Origin of the sequence: Companilactobacillus versmoldensis DSM 14857 = KCTC 3814, assembly GCF_001434295.1 — a bacterium.
Classification (GTDB): Bacteria; Bacillota; Bacilli; order Lactobacillales; family Lactobacillaceae; genus Companilactobacillus; species Companilactobacillus versmoldensis.
This window is the reverse complement of record NZ_AZFA01000005.1, coordinates 1-19,917: the sequence shown is the minus strand read 5'-3', so window position 1 is coordinate 19,917 and position 19,917 is coordinate 1. Positions and strand designations below refer to the sequence as shown.

Genomic DNA, 19,917 nt, shown 5'->3' with positions numbered 1-19,917 from the left:
ACAAAATAAAAGCAGTTCCTTCAATTTTTTTCTTGAAAGAACTGCTTTTTTATTTTTCGATCAAATTGGTCGAAACGTGCGTCAAAAGGCAGTTTGCCCCACTCTAGTTTCCTTCGACTCCACCGATGTATTCAGCAAAGTTATCTTTAGGTTTATCAGCGCCGACCATATGTAAGTCAGCATTCATGCCATTCATGAAATCAAAGAAGGCAGAATTGATGCCTAGTTGATCCAATTCAGTCAATGATAATTGATAATGAATTGAGTCTTCTTGGCCTGCTTCGACCTTTTGGACCCACTTAGGTTCACGGATCGATTCACGGCCAATAGCAGCGAAGTCGATGCCAGCATCGATGACTTTTTCAGCATCAGCTGGTTTTTCGATCGAGCCAACTGAAATAAGTGGCAAACGATCGTTAACAGTCTTTTGGATCTTTGTAATGATAGGTTCCTTATCAGACTTGTCGTTCAATGATGTTCTCCAAGCGTAACCCATTGAGATATGTAAGTAACTGATCTTTTGGTCAGCTAAAACATCGATGAACTTCAAGGTATCATCTAAACGGATACCTGGCTCTTCGATCTCTTCTGGAGAAATACGATAACCCACGATGAACTTGTCGTCAGCATAATCATCAACAGCTTTATTAACACGTTTGATGATCTCTAAAGCAAAACGCATTCTGTTTTCGAAACTGCCGCCCCACTTGTCAGTCCGACGGTTTGAATGTGGTGAGAAGAATTGTTGCATCCAATAAGTATTAGCACCGTGTAATTCAATACCATCAAATCCAGCTTGAATAGACCGACGAGTAGCTTGACCAAAGTCTTCGATAATCTGTTCGATCTCGTCATTAGTCAATTCACGAGGAGTTTCAGCATCAGGACGCAAAGCAGCGACCTCACTAGCAGAAACAGGTTGAACACCACGCAAGATCTTAGAATTGGACATTCTACCAGCATCAAAGATCTGCATGATATCCTTAGTACCATTTTGTTTCATCGTACTAGCAAGCTTCTTCAAACCAGGCATGAACTTGTCATGAGCAACTGAAGGTTCACCCTCGAAACCTTTACCGTCGTCAGAAACATTCAAAACAGGTGTAATGAACATACCTGCGCCACCAGTATGAATATCAAAATATTTCAATTCATCTAAAGAAACAGCCCCGTTTTCCAAAGCAGCACCCTCAGTCATAGGAGGCATAACGATCCGATTTTTGATCGTAACGCCATTTTTAAAAGTATATGGTTTCAAAAAATTATATTTAGTTGCCATCCATCTATTACCTCACTTATTTTTTTTACAATGATCATTGTAATGGGCATTCAAAGAAAAAAATAGTACGCACTTTAAAGTGCCTACCATGAAAAAATAAGTATCGGCGAAAAACAAAAAAAATCCGTCAACTCACACTGTGAATCAACGGAAGATGTTAATAGTAATTTGTTAACAATTATTTTTCAGCGGAAAACTTTTCAATTCCTTCTTTGAGGCGGTTCAAACCATCCTCGACTCGACTTCTGTTGGTAGCTAAATTGATCCGTAAGAAGTCATTACCGTTACCTTTATACTTAGTTCCTTCAGCTAGATACAAACCAGTTTCTTCACGGATGAACTCATTTAGTTTGGCAGAATCGTCAGTTACTTGGTGGACATCGATCCAAGCTAAGTAAGTGGCATCCCCATGGACTAAACTGACATTTGGCAACTCTTTGTCGATGAAATCAGTTAAGAGTTCGCGGTTCTTACCCACATATTCGCGCAATTGTTTGAGCCATTCATGACCTTTAGTATATGCGGCAATCGAACCATTGATGGCCAAAACACCAGGGCCAGAGTGGCCATTTGTGGCAACGGCTGTTTCAAGTCGATCACGCAAGTTCTTATTTGGTGTGATGGCAGTAGCAGCGTGCAAAACGGCCAAGTTGAAAGTCTTGCTTGGTGAGATCAAGGAAATACTGTGGCCAGTCAATTTTTCGTCCAAAGAAGCAAACGGTGTGAATTGCTTACCTGGCATCAAAATATCGCCGTGGATCTCATCAGAGATAACTAATACACCATATTTCAAGGTCAGTTTAGCAATCTTCTCAAGATCGTCTTTTGACCAAATATGACCTGATGGGTTGTGAGGATTACACAAAAACATTGCTGTTGTTTGTGGATCACTCAATTTTTCTTCAAAATCTTGCCAGTTGATCGAATATTGGCCATCTTGATAATCTAATTCATTGTTCAAAATCTGGCGACCATTGTTTGTGATCACTTGGTAAAAGGAATTGTAATTTGGCTCTTGGATCAAAACTTTGTCTCCAGCAGCAGTCAAATTACGTAAAATATCACCGATAGTTGGGATCACCCCTGTGGTAAAGGTCAACCAATCAGTTTTAACTTTAAAGTCATGTTCTGAAGCTTCCCAATCGGCTACAGCTTGGTAATATTCATCAGGAACGTATTGGTAACCAAAGATACCACGCTCAACGTCTTTTTTCATTGCTTCGATAACTTCGGGAACAGTTTGGAAATCCATATCAGCGACCCACATTGGCAGCTCGTTTTCCTTAACATTCCATTTCGAAGAATTAGTGTCTCAGCGGTCGAATTTCTTATCAAAATCTATTTTCACAGTGATCTCCTCCAAATAAAATTATCTTTATTTCGAGTGTATCACTTTATTAGTAGAATTTTCTCGTCTCAGCGGTCGAACTCTTTGAAAGCCGTATCCCAGTAAGAATAGCAAAGTAACGATGGTGATTGCCCACCCAAGCTTGCTCAAGGTCGTCAAACGATATTTGACCGTCACAGTCCCCGACTTCAAAGAACTTGGTAGCTTCGTTGCTACTAGTCCATTCTTGGTCGTTGCAGGCTTAGTAACAGTTTTGCCGTTATATTTAATAGTGATCTGATAACCTAGATAATTCAAACGAGGTAACATGATCGTCCGTGATCCTTGATTATCATGAATTTTGGCAACCACTTCGTAGTGATTGTTTTTGACAATATCGATATCTTCTGAATTGCCCAAAGTGTCAGAATTGATTTGAAAATTGCCTTGTTTTCTTTGATAATTCATAAAGGCACTCGGCTCATATTCACCCATACTGATGCTGAAATGAGGGATTGGTCCTTTACGATTGGCAACAAAGTCAAGATTACTTTTGATAGGAAGCATGATGGTCACCACGGCAATCAGCGCAAACAAAACAGTAATTGACGCAAATTTCAAATACTTAAAGTGACCAATGATTTCTCCCAAAGCATTGGCAACTAGCAACGTCAACAAAGGGATCAAAACGACGCAAACTCGGGAAATCGCCTGCAAAAGGACCATCGGCTTAAAGATAGATACAGCATAATTTAAAAGTGAGTTGGAAAATATCAAGGCTGAATAGAGCACGATGACGATCAGTGATTGGAGGCTCAATTTATTTTTGAAATGATATCTAAATCCTTGATATAAGTAATAAACTACCGAAATCGCAATTAAGATGGCTAAACGGATCCCGTTGATCGTTATATATTTGGTGGGCTGGAAGATGACTTTTTTCACCCACGCTGAATCGGCGATGATACTGTATTGGCCGTTAGAAGCCACGGCGGTACTGACATAGGATTGTGTCATATATTGCTGAATGAATGGCAACAAGAAGACACAAGATAATCCTAAAAATAGTGCAGTCCCTTTAAGAAATGAAAATAAGATAGGTTTATTTTTCCAAATCGGAATGATGTTCATAACGGCATACAATAGTGCCGTGGTTGTGACAATCAAAAATGACAAGATATGGGTAACTAAGAGCAGGCTGAAAGAAATGCCAAACATGACCCAATATTTCGGCTCACCTTGGATGATTTTGAATAAACTCAAAAAGATCCAGGGAATAATGGCAAAAGCCATTAATTCGCCGATGGCGGCCCGAACATAAATCACCGTGATAAAATAGGTCGCACTCAAATAAATCGGTGCTGATAAAATGGTCGCCCAAGTATTATGAAACAACTTATGCGTGACATAATTGATTGTCAAAATATTTAAAAATATAAAACAACCGATCATGAATAAATAAGTTTGGTAGAGTCCCAATCCCAAAAGATGGATGATGGCAAAGGGATATAACAAAAAGTTGCCATAAAAGAAGCCAATGCCATATCCAAAATGATGAAGGTATTCAAACCCGATCGGATTAGGAAAATGTCCACTACCAAGATTGGTAGCTAATGACTGAATCCTTCCCATATGAAATCCAGGATCGTATCCACCAACTACTCCACCAAGAAAAAGTGGGTAGATCACCAAGATGAAAATGAAAACATCAGTTAATATTAAAAAAATCTTCTCATTCTTTTTCAATTTACGCCTCGAGTGATTCGTTAAAATTCATTCATATATGACCATTATAATGCTTGCATCATGATTTTTAATTCAATATTAAAGAAAAATCAAGCACGATCTTTTAGTATTCTGCTTCCAGTTTTAGGCGGAAAAATAAGCAAAAAACTAATTTTTTTAATAAATCCAATTCACTAGATTTGCCAATACGTCAAGTTTTGTTACGGAAATGAAATAACTTTTTTAATTTTTCACTCATATAAATATGCTATAATCTAACCCTAAAGAATCACCGAAATAATTTTTTCAAGATCGATGATTTGTAGTATCTAGCCGAAAATGGAATCTGATCCACACGTTTGGGGGATTTATCATGCACTCGTTATTTCAAAAAAAGGATGTCGTCTCAGCCCTTGCTTCGAATAAAAAATTGACCCGCTCCTTGAATGCTAAAGATTTAGTCATCATGGGAGTTGGCGTTATTGTTGGTGCCGGGATTTTCATCACTCCTGGTATCATCGCTGCTAAATATTCGGGCCCAGGTGTTATCTTCACTTACTTATTAGCCGCCATCGTCTGTATCGGAGCTGCCTTCTGTTATTCAGAATTTGCTTCGACCATCCCTTTGGCCGGTAGTGCCTACACCTATGCTTACACCATCTATGGTGAAGTCATCGCCTGGATCATCGGTTGGTCACTAGTCGCTGAATACTTGTTTGCGACCTCTTCAGTCGCCGTCAGTTGGTCAGCCTACTTTAGGAACCTGCTCAGTGGCTTCGGGGTCACCCTGCCACCGTTCTTACAGTCAGCAGACGGAACCGCTGGAAATGCTAACGGTGGTTTTGATCTGATCGCCTTTATTGTAGTCTTTTTAGTCGTTGGTTTAACCTTACAAGGCCTTAAACAATCTGTCCGTGTCAGCACCGTAATGGTCTACGTCAAGATCTTCGTCATCTTGCTATTTATCGTCGTGGCTCTGTTCTTCTTCCAACCAAAGAATTTCAATCCACTCCTACCTTATGGCTGGTCCGGAGTTGGAAAAGGTGCTTCAATCGCCTTCTTCGCCTTCTTAGGTTTTGATGTCGTCTCCACAGCTAGTGAGGAAGTTAAGAATCCGAAAAAGAACATGCCGATTGGAATAATAGCTTCATTATTGATTGTTTCCGTACTTTACGGGTTGGTTTCATTCGCCTTAGTTGGTGCCGTCAAATATACCAAACTAAACGTTTCCGACCCTGTTGCCTATGCCCTTCAAGTTCTTCATCAAAATTGGGCTGCCGGGATCATCTCTTTAGGAGCCGTAATGGGCATGACCACTGTCTTGATCGTTATCGTTTATGGTGGTACACGACTGATTTATTCTATCAGTCGTGACGGCCTTCTCCCCAAGAAATTGAACAATCTGAACTCAGCAGGTATCCCAAAAGGTTCGACCATCTTATTTGGTTTAGTTGCAGCAACAGTAGCAGCCGTCTTGCCTCTAGACAAGATTACTGAATTAGTTAACGTTGGGACGTTGCTAGCCTTTTCTTCGACATCATTGGGAGTCTTGTTCCTCAAGCACAACAAAAATACCCAAAGCTTGGAACCGGCCTTTAAGGTGCCACTTTATCCATTCTTCCCTATCTTATCTTTCTTAGCTTGCGTTTACCTCTTGATTCAATTACAACCATTCACTTGGGAAATGTTTGCTATCTGGACATTATTAGGCTTAGCGATTTACTTCGGGTATGGCTACCGTCATAGTCATCTTAAAAATCAAACGAATAACTAAAAAATGACTCAAGCAAAATTTGCTTGAGTCATTTATTTTTTGATTGCATCAATATTTAATATCTTTTATATTATTTTAGCTTCATCTTCTGATTCTGTATAACTATTAATTGAATGTTACTCCACTAGCTTGTTCGACCCATTCGTCTGTCGATACCCGATAGTATGTATTACCATTGGCATCAGTGGCAGTCTTATCAGTATACCAGCTAGTGTTTCCAGCTAATCCCCGATTAGATTTCTTCCCAGCCAGACTGAATAATGCATAAACAAAATCTTTTTGTCCTCCAAGATCAACGGTGTGATAACCAGTCAGATCAGTGACATTGGATAAACTATTCGTTGGTGTCGTTACTGAAGGGTCATCATCAGTCGCAACCTTCGTATTATTAGTATAGGTCAACTTCTTAGTTGCTAAAATATTTTCACCGTTTTTGAGAGTGACGGTAAATGAAAAACTATTGCCATTACCTTTTTCGGCAGCTTTATTAACTTGGGCTTTTAAATCGTTGGCAGAGACATATACTTTTAATTTTTGAACGTTTGAAACGGCCAATGGTGACTGGGCTGCATCACCTAAGCCACTATTAATGGAAACTATTTCTGCAGAAAATTGAACTGGTGAGATTCCCCGTCCGTTCTCACTTAAGCCTTCGATCCCAGCAAATTCGGCTGTGCTTGGCATGGCGTTATTTTCGTTATAAGTTTGATCAGTTAAGCCATTGATAGCATTGGTGACATTAGCTAATTGGTCAGATGTGGCATCATTATTACCAAAAATATCACCTAATAAGCTAGCTTGAACTGTATCGACACTAGCAATCGTAGCTGTGATTGGAGCTACTGCTAAAACAGTCACGGCGGCAATTTTTGCTATTTTATTGTTTTTCATAAAATCCCTCCAAAGAACCTGAAAATTTACTTTCATTCCTAAGAGTATGCGTTTTTTTAGTTGAAAACAATAAAATAATTAATTTTTAAACATAAAAAAGCTACTTGAAGTTGTTCAAACAGAACCCTTTCAAGTAGCTTTTCATTGAAAACTATTTAGTTGAATAGTTTGGTGCTTCTTTTGTGATTGTTACATCATGTGGATGTGATTCTCTTAAACCGGCATTTGAAATTTGAATAAATTGTGCATCTTGTAATTCTTTCAAATTAGCTGCTCCAACGTAACCCATTCCTGAACGAAGTCCGCCCAACAATTGATAAATCACGTCGCCAACGGCACCTTTAGCAGCTACACGTCCTTCAATTCCTTCAGGAACTAACTTGTTAGCTTCGTTAACTCCGCTTTGGAAGTAACGATCGGATGAACCATGTGACATAGCAGCTAAACTACCCATTCCACGATAAGTCTTAAACCGACGACCTTGGAAAATTTCAAAGTCACCAGGTGATTCGTCGGTACCAGCAAGCATTGAACCTAGCATAACGGCGTTTCCACCACCCGCTAAGGCTTTGACGATATCTCCAGAATACTTGATACCACCATCGGCAATGATTGTTTTGTTATATTCATGTGCTACGTTAGCCGCATCATAAACAGCTGTTAATTGAGGAACACCAACTCCGGCAACGATTCTAGTTGTACAGATCGAACCAGGTCCGATACCAACTTTAACAACGTCGACTCCGGCATCGTAAAGTGCTTTTGTTCCTTCAGCAGTTGCAACATTTCCTGCAATCAAAGTCGCATCTGGGAACTCTTCACGGATTTGTGAGATCTTACGTAATACTCCGGCTGAATGACCGTGTGCCGTATCAATAACGATGGAATCTGCTCCGGCGTCCAATAATGCTGAGGCACGTTCGAAGGTGTCACTTGTTACTCCAACTGCAGCGGCAACTAATAAACGTCCGTATTGATCCTTGGCTGCATTCGGAAATTGTTCAACTTTCTCAATATCTTTGATGGTTACAAGTCCACTCAAGCGTCCTTGGCCATCAACTAATGGAAGTTTTTCGATTTTATATTTTTGTAGGATTTTTTCTGCTTCTTCGAGTGAAGTTCCTACTGGTGCAGTAATCAAGTTTTCATTAGTCATTACTGTGTCGATTTTGACTGAGTAATCATTGATGAAACGTAGATCACGATTAGTGATGATACCTACTAATTTTAATTCGTCGGTATTCGATACGATTGGTACGCCACTGATATGATAAGTGTGCATTAAGTCTTCTGCTGCGCTGACTGGTGCATCGACGGTCAAATAGATCGGGTCGATGATAACGCCATTTTCTGAACGCTTAACTTTTAAGACTTCATCAGCTTGTTGCTCGATACTCATATTTTTATGGATAACGCCAAGTCCACCTTGACGTGCCATTGCAATTGCCATTGGTGATTCGGTAACTGTATCCATACTTGCACTTATGATTGGTGTCTGTAGTTTGATGTTCTTTGCGAGTTGAACTGAAAGATCAACATCATTTGGTAGTACGCTACTTGCTGCAGGTACTAATAAAACATCATCAAACGTAAAGCCTTTTTTATCAAATTTTGTATCCCATGCCGACATGAAAAATCCTCCTATTATTATTTGCCCGTCTACCGAGTAAAATTTATAGAAATGATAGCCGATTTGCCGAAGGTAGTCAATTGATTTGCAGAATGAAAACGTTTCAATACCGAATTTATTTTTTCATTGAAAAATATTAGAGTTAAATTGATTGCCGAGTTACATAAAATCAAGTAGAATAACAGTAGACTATTGAGTGCATGCCGACTAGTGCGGCTTGTTCTTTTTTTTTCGGGGTGATCGATATGCGTAGAAGTTGGCTGGAAATCTTGCTTGGAGCCATTTTAGAAGTAGTTTGGGTCTCAGCAATGAAACACATCCACACAATAATAGGCACACTAATAATAGTAGTGATAATTGCCTTTAGTTTTTATTTGATGATCGACGCCAGTAAAAACATCCCTGCTGGTACAACCTACGCCGTTTATGTTGGTCTAGGTTCACTATTTGTTGTTATTGCCGGAGTCCTGATTTTTCATGAGTCATTCAATTGGACCAAGTTAGTTTTCATAGCGTTACTAACAATGGGCGTCATTGGTCTGAAATTGGTGACTGATTTTGAAGAAAGGCGGGCACACTGATGGCATGGATTTTTTTACTTTTAGCTGGTCTAAGCGAGATGTCAGGAGTGACTTTTTTAGGTTACTATACTAATAAGAAAACTAAATGGGCGATCATTGCGATGATCGTGTCATTCGTCCTAAGTCTCGGTTTCTTAGATATTTCCCTGCAGACGATCCCAATGTCAATCGGTTATTCGATTTGGACAGGTATCGGTGCAGCTGGCGGTGCGATTCTTAACATGTGGTTATTCAATGAACCACGTAGTTGGACCCGAGGGTTACTTATCTTTTTAATAATCTTTGCAGTCGTAGGACTGAAATTTTCTTAACTAACAATTATTTTTATCAGAATAATAAGCGTTCATGATATTAACATTTTTTTATTTACCATTTGAACATTTAAACAATTATTAACTAGTGTAAAACAAATATTATTTATATGATCCTGTCTGGATTTAAAATATATCTTTCATACTTAATCAACATATATTAAATATCTGTGAATTTTTTGAGCATTAATTAAATATACATTTATTTATATTGATTGTTTATAGCTGAATAGAACTTGAAAATGACGTTAGACAGCTAACGTCATTTTTTTGTGTACTTTTTTATTTTAAATTTTCTTGAATTTCAGTCCTACCCAATATTAATAGTTTTTTATTTGAATAAATATAATAATAAAAGTCTTTTAATGGTCATTTATTGTATTTTCATATACCCCGTCAAAGCCAATTGTAAATAATAATTTCTAGACTATATTTAAACTATGTCTTGATACAAATAGGCAAATACAAAAGGGTTTAGGGGAATACATATGAAAAAAGTAAAAGCAATTTCAGTTGCAGCAATTCTATTTTCAAGCATGATGTTAGGAACCACCGTAACATCACCTATCTTATCAACTACCACAGCTCACGCCGACCAAGTCAAGATGGTTCACAACAAGATCATCTATACATCTGACGCAACTCATCAACAAGCTACTGTTGGCCAACAAGATGCTTACGGTCCTGTCGGTTACGCCCAAGCTTTAACCGTTCCTACCGGTTATGCATTAGCCGATAGCAATAAGACCACAATACCTTTGATTGATGGTACCAATCCTCGTCAATATGTCAAAGTAGTCAAAACTATTTCTTCTAAGAAAGTATTCACTAGCATCAAATACGTTAATTCGGTAGATAACCGAGTTGTTCAAATAGATAAATTAGCTGGTCGCGCTGGTGATCGTAAATCATTAACGGCACCCGATCTTTATACTTTGGATAATGCTAATGATGCAACTTATACTCTTGCAGAAGGAACAGAATATCGAATCGTCTATGTTACACCCATTCCTTTAGCAAGTGGTGAAGCCATCAACACTGTAAAATACCGTATCGGTAATGAAGCTGGCTACAGATTAGCCCCCGGTCAAAGTACTCTTTTCTTCATTGAAGGACGCCCTACAACTCACGTCGCTGAAGTTATCCGTGATGCTGACGCTATGACAACTAAAATCAATTTTGTCGATCAAGCTACTAATAAAATCGTTACAACTACATCTTTAGATGGAAATATCGGTCAAACTTTAAATATCGACTTTCCTTCAAATTATTCACCAGTTAATTCTGAAGACAGTCAAATAACTCTTAATCCTCGAGTTACTGAACAAACAATTTTAGTAAAAGCTGGTAGTTCAGAATCTTCTTCTGCTTCTTCAACTGCCTCATTGTCAAAAACTAGTGACTTTAGAGGATCTATTATGATCAAATCATCTCAAGGTGCTGCAATTTACAATAATGACGGTAAATTAACAACTCGTCAAGTATTGCCTGCCTATTCATCATGGGCTTCTGATAAAAAAATGACTATCGATGGTACAAACTATTATCGTGTTTCAACTAATGGTTGGATCAAAGAAAGTAGCGCATTAGAATACAACGGTACTAACCAAACTATCACCACGAATGCTCAAGGCAGAAAACAACTTTTTGCCAGCAACGGTGCCAATGATAGTCGTTCAATCGCTGCCAATTCAGCTTGGTACACAGACAGATCTGCCATCATCAATGGCGTTAAAATGTATCGTGTTTCAACCAATGAATGGGTCAAAGCTTCAGATTTAAAATAATTTAAATATTTTATAATACCTCTCTCGGATGAAAGCCAAAATTGGCTTTCATCTTTTTTTGTGATCTTCCTTTTTTACAATAAAATTCATAATAAAAACTGTCAAAATAGTTAAACTTAAATTTAATATTGTGTATTTTGTATTTAAAACTTAATAATTGTGCAATGCTTAGGTAACCAATTTAATATTATGATAGATACGAAATATCGGTATAACTTTTGAGGGTTATATTCGGATTTTAGAGGAGGATTACCACATGAAAAAAACAAAACGTTTTGTAGTTACGTCTGCAATCGTTGCCAGTCTTGCTTTGGGTACAGCAACGACTGTCACAACTGCACAAACATCACAAGCATCAGCTTTGGATGACTTTATTACAACTTTACTTGGAGGATCGTCTAGTTCATCAAGTTCAGATCTGTCATCATTACTTTCTGGACTAACTGGTTCAACCGGTACAGGTTCGACAAACTCAGACCTTTCATCATTACTTTCTGAACTAACTGGTTCAACAAGTACTGGTTCAACAACCGCCGGGGTTGATGCTTCAAAGATCACTACTATTGCACTTACAGCTGGAACAGAACCAACTGAAGAAAATATTGAAGAAGCTATTGGTGGCTCACCAACATTTTACGGAATCATTCCTGCAAAGATCTCCATTAGTGGCAACACTGTAACTTTCACACCTGACCTTTCTTCGATTCCCGTAATTGGTAATGCCATCAGTGGTCTTTTAAAGCCAACCACTGCCACTATCACTTATTCAACTTCGTTGACTTTTAAAAACGGTACAACTACTACCAATGTTAGAAAAGGCGACAAAGGTTTCGACTTGACTAAAGCATCAAATTACAACATTACTGGCAATGATGCCGATGATATGACAGTGGAACAAGTTGGAACAAGTGATTTCAACTACGCATATCCTGGTACTTATACAGCCACTGTAAAAGTTGACACAAACGATTCAGGTATCACTAGTGAAGATACTGATGTAACAATCAATGTTTTGGATGCTGACTTCAACAACCTTGACCAAACAGTTCTAAAAGGTGAAGATGTTGATACTGACTATGCAACTGGTACTGACTCACTTGGCCAATCACTAGATATGACACTTGAAACAAATGTCGATACTTCAAAGACAGGTTCACATAAGGTTACTTATCTAGCAACTGACCCTTCACTGGATTACAACAACAAACCAATCACTTGGGAAGCTACCGGAACTATTAAGGTTGTCGATTCAGACAGTGATCTAAACGTTGACTTCCAAGATGCTGATACAGGTGACATCATCGACTCAACACAATTCAGTGGTGCTGATGGTCAAACTAAATCAGTTACTCCTCCAGATGGCTATGACTTAGTTAATAGTTCTGATAGTACTGTAACTTTGGCTGCTGGTTCACATAGTAAAACTATTCAAGTTATCAAATCAGGTTCAACTGTTTCAACACCATTCTCTGGAACAGTCTCAACTTACGCTACTAACGGCATCGTTCCACTTTACACAAGTGATGGAACACAAACAGCTCGTTCACTAGCACCAAACTCTGATTGGGCAACTGATTCAACAAAGACAATCAATGGTGATACATACTATCGTGTTTCAACTAACGAATGGGTCAAAGCTTCATCCGTTTACGAATACACACCAGTAAGTTCAACCATCACAACTAACTCAAATTCAGTTAAACCACTCTACTCGATCGACGGTTCAAAATCATCACGTTCACTAGCACCAAACACATCATGGTACACAGATAGAACAGCCACAATCAACGGCACATCATATTATCGTGTATCAACAGATGAATGGATTGCAACCAGCGACGTACACTAATAAATTAGAGCGTTATTGTTCATGCATTCGACTCAGAAACATAAGGCAGAAGGACGGTAAGGCCCGTCAGGCCCGGAGTCTTTTTGGCTTATAGTTCAGAGACAGTGAACAATTACGCGTTTCAGATAGAGCGTTATTAGCCACGAACTTGACTCAGAAACATAAGGCAGTGGTTATCTATATTAAGAGCATCGGACTTATCCGATGCTCTTTTTATTTACCCTCTTGTACTGTTATGACGCTATTTTGTAGATATATACCTTCTATGGTAGTATTAATATCAACCATTTTAGGGGGGGATTTATGTGGAAAAATTAGTACGTAATAAAATCCCAGATATTCTTGGGGACAAAGCTGAATTTGGTACTTTATCAAATGAAGACTTTCGTATTGCACTTCGAAATAAGTTAGTTGAAGAGGCTGAAGAAGTTAAAAAAGCTGATTCACGAGCTAATTTGGTGGAAGAATTAGGTGATTTAGAAGAACTGATTCATGCTGTCCTATCTGATGCTTCAATCAACTATGAGGAAATGGACAGTATTCGCCAATCTAAAAATATGCAACGCGGCAACTTTTCGGATAAAGTTGTAATGATCGTTAACCAGTAAACCTTTCAGTTCCTATGCTTGAATTTGAAGGCTTTTTTTAATTATTCGATAACAAATTTGTTCAATAATTGTGTAAATTTCTAAACAAGTTTATGATTATCTTATCTTGAAAAAGGGGGAATTCTTAATGGAAATAGTTACTCTTTTTGTCATTGCTTTAATCGGTCTGGAACACATCGGAATTGGTTCATTTGAGATGTTTGGCTCTCCTACGCGACAGGCTAGCGCATTTGATATGCCACTGGATTTTGTTAAACAAAAATCAGCTAAGAAAGCTTTGGCTAATCAAGGTATTTACAACTTGATGTTGGGTATCTTGATCTTAGCAATTATTTTGATATTTACCGGAACTAACCTGCGTTTGTTAATGATGCTTTTGATGATTTTCGTGATTATCGTGGCAATTTTTGGTTCATTGACTGCGACTAGAAAAATCATCTTTTTACAAGGTTTACCTGCTTTAATAGGTCTAGTTTTGGTAATGCTTTTCTACGCTTAACTTTGCCTGATATTTTAAATTTAGAATGGATACAATTTCATGAAAAAAGATTCACTTTTAAAAAGTTCACTATGGATCTCCATTAGTGGGATCATTTCTCGAGTTTTAGCTGTTGTTTACATTATTCCTTGGAATATTTGGATCGGTGTTGCTTCAGTGGGCGTGGCCAATGCTCTTTACGGACGTGTTTATAATATTTATAACCTCTTCTTGATCGTTGCCACAGCTGGGATTCCATCGGCGATCTCTAAAGAGGTAGCCGCTTCTAATTCACTAGGTCATTACGACCAAAGTGAAAAAATCCTGAAAAAATATAGTCTTTATATGACCGCCATCGGTGTTGTTTTGGCAGCTATCATGTTCTTTGGTGCTAAATATGTCGCCATTATTTTTGCGGCTGGTGACATGCGTGTCGTTACACCAATTAAATATTTAAGTGTTGCAATGTTAGTCATTCCTGCACTAGGTATTTTACGTGGTTACATTCAAGGTTATGCTTTTATTTCCCTGTCTGCGTTCTCACAAGTTATCGAACAGATTGCTCGTGTTGCCTACATGTTGTACGCTACTTATACGATTATGATCTTGCAAAACGGAAACTATATGCAAGCCGTTAATCAATCAACATTGGCATCCTTCATCGGTGCCACTTTGGCTTACGTATTCTTGATCTGGATGCGTCATCGTGTCCGTAAAACTATCAAACCTGAAGACGTCATTCCAGTAACTGATAAGAGTGCCCTTGCCAAAGTTAGTTTCAGCAACATGTTGAAATCAGCGATTCCATTCTTATTAGTCGACACCATCATGGTCGTCTTACAATTATTCGATCAAACCAGTTTCTCATGGATCTACCAATCGATCATCCATGCCAGCACCAAGACGATTGATGATTTGTATTCAATGTTCGGATTCCAAGCTAACAAATTGATCATGGTCTTAGTTTCACTCGCCATCTCAGTATCAGCTTCGGTTATCCCTGCCCTGTCAGCTTTGATCACCCGTAAATCCGAGCGAGCTCACATCCAGAATCTGATGCGTGACATCGTTGAATTCACAATTTTCTTGATCTTGCCTGCCACACTAGGCATGGTCGCCATCGGACGTCAACTCTGGACATTGTTCTACTATCCAAGCATGCAAGGAACCTACGTGTTAGCCGTATCCTGTGCCGAGGCAATTTTCTATTGTATCTTTATGATTCTGGAAAACATCTTGCAAGTAACCCATCATGTGAAAAAATCAATGTTTTACTTGCTGATCGCCTACATCATCAAAATAGTCCTACAACTGCCTTTAACACTTACACTGCACGTTTATGGACCATTAGTGTCATCTATCCTAGCATTTGCAATCATGGGCCATTTCGCCTTTAGATTGCTAAATAAGCAATTCAATATCGTCAATAAAAAATTAGGCTTGCGATTACTCAAAATAGCCTTCAACAGTCTAGTAATGATGGTCATCGTATTCGCAGCCGTCTTCTTAATGACCTTAGTAATCAATGATCTAAGTAAAGTCGGAGCAACTGTAGTACTCTCGATTGGCGCAATCATTGGAATTATCGTTTACGGAGTCCTAGGTTATCGCGATGGTTCATTGAATATTCTCAGACGAATCCGTAATACTGAAATATATTAATTGAAAACTCAATTTTGCCAGAACGGTAAATTGAGTTTTTTTTACTACGTTCGAGTTTGACGCTCTTATATCACAATGATAATATTTTTAATATCTCATGTAATAATTAATCAGGAGGATGAAAATTTGTTAGTAGGTAGTATTGAAGCTGGGGGAACCAAGTTCGTCTGTGCCGTTGGTAATGAAGATTACAGTATCAAGGACAGCACACACTTCCCTACAACTACACCAGAGGAAACACTTCAAAAGACCATTGATTATTTCAAACAGTTCGATGTTGAAGCAATCGGAATCGCATCATTTGGTCCTATTGAACAGAGAAAAAATTCTCCAAAATATGGCTATATCACAAAAACACCTAAAGCACATTGGAGCAATACAGACTTCGTCGGTACTTTGCAAAAGGAACTAGATGTACCAATGTTTTGGACAACCGATGTAAACGGTTCAGCTTATGGTGAATACATCATGTCGACCCTTTCCAACGAAAAAATCGATTCATTAGTTTACTACACAATCGGAACAGGAGTCGGCGGTGGAGCCGTTGACAATGGCAATTTCATCGGAAACGTCGGCCATCCAGAAATGGGACATACCTTTGTAAAACGCCACCCAGATGACCTAGATTTCAAAGGAATCTGCCCATTCCACGATGATTGTCTAGAAGGTTTAGTATCAGGCCCAACATTCGATGCTCGCTTAGGCAAACCAGGAAAGGACGTTCCATTGACAGACCACACATGGGATATCATGGCCTACTACGTAGCCCAAGCAGCTATTCAAGTAACATTGATCCTACGTCCAGACAAAATCGTCTTCGGAGGCGGAGTAGTCAGTGAGGCCTTTCTTGATAAAGTACGTTCACAATTCAATCAATTGCTAAACGGCTATGTTGATGTAAAGCCATTAGACCAATACATCACAATGCCATTAGTAAAAAATAACGGATCAGCCACAGTAGGCGATTTTGCCCTAGCAATCCGAGAATTAACTGAATAATAAATAATCAAACAAAAACAAAGAGTAGATGAAAAATTCATCTACTCTTTTTTGGACCGTTATAACGGTCTGCGCTTTTGCAGCAAGAAGACCAGTTGCCTGGCCAAAGGTCAGGCAACGAAGTCTGCAATATGGAGCATAAATGTCCCAAGGCACTTGAATTGAACAAACAATCAAATACCATAAAAAAAATAGGAGCAACCAAAAAATCAGTCTCCCAATAAAAAAGAAGTGGTAGAAAAATCAAACAGGGTACTTGAGATAATTTGTGGTGAGTTGCAAAACCAAAATGGTGATAGTCATAGGCAAAAGCAACGGCGTATCAATATAAACAATATAAGCACAAAGTCCAGCCAAAGGTATCGAAACAGCAAAACGCCAAAGCCCAACAATTCTACGCAAAGCCTCAAATCTGCCGTTAACCGCAATGATCAACAAACAGATAACCAGCGTAAATAAATGAAATAAGCTCATATTCCCCTCCTAACCATATCTATGAAGCAAGAGATACAACCAAAAAATAGCTAAGCAAAGATAATAACGCCGTTACGATGCACATCCCAAAAATTACATAAATATTCTTTTGCATCATCAGCCCACGGACTACGACTGCACTGGCTAACGAGAATAACACAACCATATCGATTGCAAAATCACCTGACAAAAAGGAGACCAAGATCAACAGTGCAAAAATCCCACCAATAAAAATCCGATCTTGAAAATCATCTCGAATCACAATGTGAAGTGATGCGAGTTGCAAAAGCAAAGTAGCCAAATGTGGCAATATGATCATTCGCATAAACATTTCTGACAATGTTGAAGCACCTCCACTAATAACATAACAATCGAATGTAAAGTTACTGTAAAGATTGCTAAACAAATCACAATAATTCGTTTTCGCAATTATTTTGATATATCCTAAAATAAAATTTGTCAAAACAAAAAACAAGATCTGCAGTTTCCTGCAAATCTTGTTTAACTAACCTTCTATCAAAATTTTAAAAATCAACAATGCTTTTCTCTTAAAATTTTGGCTGCTTTAGACATAACGTCCATCTTTTGACGGATAACATCATAAGTATTCATTGAACGACTTGAGAATGTGGCAAATCCACAATCAGGGTTCAACCAAATTCTTTCTGGAGGTAAATACTCCATCGCCTTTTCAGCTGATTTAACAACTGTATCGACATCTTCGACAGTATCACTTCTTGGGTTGATAACACCTAATCCTAAAGTGATTTTATCCTTCAAATCATTGTTTTCAAACAATGAATCAATATCGCCGGCTCTTGGAGTTGAAAATTCAAGCGTCAGCATATCGACATCGATTGAATCAAAGAAACGACCTAACTTGTCGTATGAACCTGACAAGAGTGTCTTTTCATCTTTGGTCCAATTACCTCTGCAAACGTGGATCGAACCTAAACTACCACTGCCTTTGATTACCTCAAACAATGGTCGGATCAAACTATGTGCAAAATTCAATTCTCGGTCAACCTTGACCTTCGCTGATAAAGCACCTCAATAAAATGATCCTTTAGTATTTCGACGATTGAAAACAACATCTGAAAGGATTGGATCATCAATTTGAATGATATCAACACCAATATCAATCAGGCGGTGAATTTCATTCAATAACAATTTGACGACATCTTCACCTAAATCAGCCCGAGTATCATAGACCTCTCCGGTTACATTGGGCAACCACATAGATCTAGTCAATAAATAAGGACTTGGCAAAGTTGCCTTGATTGGATGATCCGTCAAGGTTTTAAGACGTTTGATCTCTTCAAAATCAAGCACACTGTCGGTATTCAATTTACCAACGGCAATTGGATTACGAATATTCTCATCACTCGCATCCATATTGGCAACACTTTTTTCAAAGCTCTTTTTGTCAGTTGATTTTTCCGCAATCTCCTTGAGAGACATCATCTTGATACCATCAACTTTGGTACCAACAAAAGACATATAATTATCTCTTGAAAGTTCTCCGTCAACGATTGCATCGATTCCTGCGTCTTCTTGTAACTTAACGACATTTTTTGTATCGTGGAACAGAACTTTATCAAAAGTAGCCTTATCTCCATCTTTTTTAGCATCGATCAATTCAGTACTTCTTGGCATACTTCCCATAAGTGATGTCGTAAATGGTTTAAAATCCAAATCAAAGACCCCCTTTCATAGATTATCAAACACTGCTATATACACGTAATAACACCATAAAGACCATCCACTTTATGGTGTTATTGTGTCTAACTTAAACTTTAAAATACTGGTTAATCCTATGGATGAACAACAGTATTATCTGATGCAAGGATATCAACAACTTCTGGCATAGTAGTTATACCGCCAACACCTAATTTGTCATTGAGTTCGTAATAATCAACACAGATTCCACAAGAAACAACATTTACACCATCATTTTCAAGCTCTTTCAAATCTGGTAATGCTTCAGAATTTTTAGCTGCTAACTTTACACCAAGACCATAGATAACAATGTTCTCAGGCTTCTCTTCTTTTTCTGTAAGAGTATGAAGAAATGCCAACATCAAATTTTGAGTAAGTTCTTTGTCTCCTGTTCCCATTTCGGTACTTTTTAGTACAACATCGTAAGCCATAAGTTTCTCTCCCTTTTATTTATTTAACACGTTAAGTGTATCACAAATAATGAGTCTTTTTGAAAGCGATAACAAATATTTTCTATAATATTCATTCTTGACTTATTTTTTAATAAAATATTTTCAATTATTTTTCAAATTACAATTAATCAATTAATAAATCAAAATACCAATATGGGTATATAAATTTATGAGTTTCTGAAAGTGTTTTGCATTATTTTGTAAATGATTTTTTGAAGAAAATATTTTCAAAGCTAATTGATTCCATTCAAATAAATTATCGTATCATTAGAATTAATTTAATCTCGTTAAATTATTCACTAAATTTTGAGCTATAAAAAAAGACTGTGCTTTGGCTTTACAACCAATTCAGGGTCTAAACTTTCTGGTAT

General features: G+C 38.0%; 18 protein-coding genes and 1 pseudogene. 9 read left to right on the top strand and 10 right to left on the bottom strand.

What is annotated here, in order from left to right:
- Positions 1 to 103: 103 nt before the first annotated feature.
- The 3 genes and pseudogenes from FC27_RS03805 to FC27_RS03795 all read right to left on the bottom strand — a co-directional run bounded on the left by FC27_RS03805 (position 104) and on the right by FC27_RS03795 (position 4,352).
- Positions 104 to 1,279 carry an NADH-dependent flavin oxidoreductase gene (locus tag FC27_RS03805; RefSeq protein ID WP_010625442.1) on the bottom strand — a complete coding sequence of 392 codons (1,176 nt, stop codon included), beginning with the start codon at positions 1,277 to 1,279 and terminating at the stop codon, positions 104 to 106.
- 178 nt (positions 1,280 to 1,457) lie between these two features.
- A pseudogene (locus tag FC27_RS03800) lies at positions 1,458 to 2,576 on the bottom strand (MalY/PatB family protein); the annotation flags it as partial.
- Positions 2,577 to 2,654: 78 nt separating this feature from the next.
- Positions 2,655 to 4,352, bottom strand: coding sequence for a hypothetical protein (locus tag FC27_RS03795; RefSeq protein ID WP_010625444.1), 1,698 nt, complete (start codon positions 4,350 to 4,352; stop codon positions 2,655 to 2,657).
- Between the two features lie 352 nt (positions 4,353 to 4,704).
- Between FC27_RS03795 and FC27_RS03790 the strand changes: the two genes are divergently transcribed.
- The gene (locus FC27_RS03790; protein ID WP_010625445.1) at positions 4,705 to 6,105 is read left to right on the top strand and encodes an amino acid permease; all 1,401 of its coding nucleotides are present in this window, start codon (positions 4,705 to 4,707) and stop codon (positions 6,103 to 6,105) included.
- 105 nt (positions 6,106 to 6,210) lie between these two features.
- Here the strand turns inward: FC27_RS03790 and FC27_RS03785 are convergent, their stop codons facing one another.
- Positions 6,211 to 6,996: a hypothetical protein gene (locus FC27_RS03785; RefSeq protein ID WP_010625446.1), complete on the bottom strand. Its 786-nt coding sequence runs from the start codon at positions 6,994 to 6,996 to the stop codon at positions 6,211 to 6,213.
- A gap of 151 nt (positions 6,997 to 7,147) precedes the next feature.
- Complete coding sequence (gene guaB / locus FC27_RS03780; RefSeq protein WP_010625447.1) at positions 7,148 to 8,626, bottom strand: IMP dehydrogenase; 1,479 nt, start codon at positions 8,624 to 8,626, stop codon at positions 7,148 to 7,150.
- A 245-nt stretch (positions 8,627 to 8,871) separates the two neighbouring features.
- On the opposite strand from guaB, the gene FC27_RS03775 reads away from it, so the two are divergent.
- The 8 genes from FC27_RS03775 (at position 8,872) to scrK (ending at position 16,901) form a co-directional block, all read left to right on the top strand.
- Positions 8,872 to 9,207 (top strand): DMT family transporter, encoded by a 336-nt coding sequence (locus tag FC27_RS03775; RefSeq protein ID WP_010625448.1) that lies wholly within the window; start codon positions 8,872 to 8,874, stop codon positions 9,205 to 9,207.
- A complete protein-coding gene (locus FC27_RS03770; RefSeq protein WP_010625449.1) occupies positions 9,207 to 9,518 on the top strand; it encodes a DMT family transporter in 312 nt (103 codons plus the stop codon). The genes FC27_RS03775 and FC27_RS03770 overlap by 1 nt, the downstream gene beginning before the upstream one ends.
- A 488-nt stretch (positions 9,519 to 10,006) precedes the next feature.
- Entirely contained in the window at positions 10,007 to 11,305 is a 1,299-nt protein-coding gene (locus FC27_RS03765) for an SLAP domain-containing protein (protein ID WP_010625450.1), read from the top strand.
- 256 nt (positions 11,306 to 11,561) lie between these two features.
- The gene (locus FC27_RS03760) at positions 11,562 to 13,154 is read left to right on the top strand and encodes an SLAP domain-containing protein (RefSeq protein ID WP_010625451.1); all 1,593 of its coding nucleotides are present in this window, start codon (positions 11,562 to 11,564) and stop codon (positions 13,152 to 13,154) included.
- 305 nt (positions 13,155 to 13,459) lie between these two features.
- Positions 13,460 to 13,762 (top strand): nucleoside triphosphate pyrophosphohydrolase, encoded by a 303-nt coding sequence (locus FC27_RS03755; protein ID WP_010625452.1) that lies wholly within the window; start codon positions 13,460 to 13,462, stop codon positions 13,760 to 13,762.
- Between the two features lie 127 nt (positions 13,763 to 13,889).
- A complete protein-coding gene (locus FC27_RS03750) occupies positions 13,890 to 14,261 on the top strand; it encodes a DUF1304 domain-containing protein (protein ID WP_010625453.1) in 372 nt (123 codons plus the stop codon).
- 39 nt (positions 14,262 to 14,300) lie between these two features.
- The gene (locus FC27_RS03745) at positions 14,301 to 15,902 is read left to right on the top strand and encodes a putative polysaccharide biosynthesis protein (RefSeq protein WP_010625454.1); all 1,602 of its coding nucleotides are present in this window, start codon (positions 14,301 to 14,303) and stop codon (positions 15,900 to 15,902) included.
- Between the two features lie 126 nt (positions 15,903 to 16,028).
- The gene (gene scrK / locus FC27_RS03740) at positions 16,029 to 16,901 is read left to right on the top strand and encodes a fructokinase ScrK (RefSeq protein ID WP_010625455.1); all 873 of its coding nucleotides are present in this window, start codon (positions 16,029 to 16,031) and stop codon (positions 16,899 to 16,901) included.
- A 243-nt stretch (positions 16,902 to 17,144) separates the two neighbouring features.
- On the opposite strand, the gene FC27_RS03735 is transcribed toward scrK, so the two are convergent.
- The 5 genes from FC27_RS03735 to yedF form a co-directional block, all read right to left on the bottom strand.
- Positions 17,145 to 17,375, bottom strand: a complete 231-nt coding sequence (locus FC27_RS03735; RefSeq protein WP_010625456.1) for a hypothetical protein — start codon at positions 17,373 to 17,375, stop codon at positions 17,145 to 17,147.
- 19 nt (positions 17,376 to 17,394) lie between these two features.
- Positions 17,395 to 17,715, bottom strand: a complete 321-nt coding sequence (locus tag FC27_RS03730; RefSeq protein WP_010625457.1) for a hypothetical protein — start codon at positions 17,713 to 17,715, stop codon at positions 17,395 to 17,397.
- Between the two features lie 191 nt (positions 17,716 to 17,906).
- Positions 17,907 to 18,389: a uroporphyrinogen decarboxylase/cobalamine-independent methonine synthase family protein gene (locus FC27_RS12280; RefSeq protein ID WP_235699670.1), complete on the bottom strand. Its 483-nt coding sequence runs from the start codon at positions 18,387 to 18,389 to the stop codon at positions 17,907 to 17,909.
- Between the two features lie 36 nt (positions 18,390 to 18,425).
- Positions 18,426 to 19,070: a uroporphyrinogen decarboxylase/cobalamine-independent methonine synthase family protein gene (locus FC27_RS12275; RefSeq protein ID WP_029508252.1), complete on the bottom strand. Its 645-nt coding sequence runs from the start codon at positions 19,068 to 19,070 to the stop codon at positions 18,426 to 18,428.
- A 119-nt stretch (positions 19,071 to 19,189) separates the two neighbouring features.
- Positions 19,190 to 19,525 carry a sulfurtransferase-like selenium metabolism protein YedF gene (yedF, locus tag FC27_RS03715; RefSeq protein WP_010625458.1) on the bottom strand — a complete coding sequence of 112 codons (336 nt, stop codon included), beginning with the start codon at positions 19,523 to 19,525 and terminating at the stop codon, positions 19,190 to 19,192.
- Positions 19,526 to 19,917: the final 392 nt, after the last annotated feature.

Coding starts and splice junctions, on each gene's coding strand:
- FC27_RS03775 (WP_010625448.1), top strand. CDS start 8,872: ATGCGTAGAAGTTGGCTGGAAATCTTGCTTGGAGCCATTTTAGAAGTA.
- FC27_RS03765 (WP_010625450.1), top strand. CDS start 10,007: ATGAAAAAAGTAAAAGCAATTTCAGTTGCAGCAATTCTATTTTCAAGC.
- FC27_RS03735 (WP_010625456.1), bottom strand. CDS start 17,375: ATGAGCTTATTTCATTTATTTACGCTGGTTATCTGTTTGTTGATCATT.
- FC27_RS03745 (WP_010625454.1), top strand. CDS start 14,301: ATGAAAAAAGATTCACTTTTAAAAAGTTCACTATGGATCTCCATTAGT.
- yedF (WP_010625458.1), bottom strand. CDS start 19,525: ATGGCTTACGATGTTGTACTAAAAAGTACCGAAATGGGAACAGGAGAC.
- FC27_RS03805 (WP_010625442.1), bottom strand. CDS start 1,279: ATGGCAACTAAATATAATTTTTTGAAACCATATACTTTTAAAAATGGC.
- FC27_RS03760 (WP_010625451.1), top strand. CDS start 11,562: ATGAAAAAAACAAAACGTTTTGTAGTTACGTCTGCAATCGTTGCCAGT.
- FC27_RS03770 (WP_010625449.1), top strand. CDS start 9,207: ATGGCATGGATTTTTTTACTTTTAGCTGGTCTAAGCGAGATGTCAGGA.
- guaB (WP_010625447.1), bottom strand. CDS start 8,626: ATGTCGGCATGGGATACAAAATTTGATAAAAAAGGCTTTACGTTTGAT.
- FC27_RS03785 (WP_010625446.1), bottom strand. CDS start 6,996: ATGAAAAACAATAAAATAGCAAAAATTGCCGCCGTGACTGTTTTAGCA.
- FC27_RS03750 (WP_010625453.1), top strand. CDS start 13,890: ATGGAAATAGTTACTCTTTTTGTCATTGCTTTAATCGGTCTGGAACAC.
- FC27_RS03790 (WP_010625445.1), top strand. CDS start 4,705: ATGCACTCGTTATTTCAAAAAAAGGATGTCGTCTCAGCCCTTGCTTCG.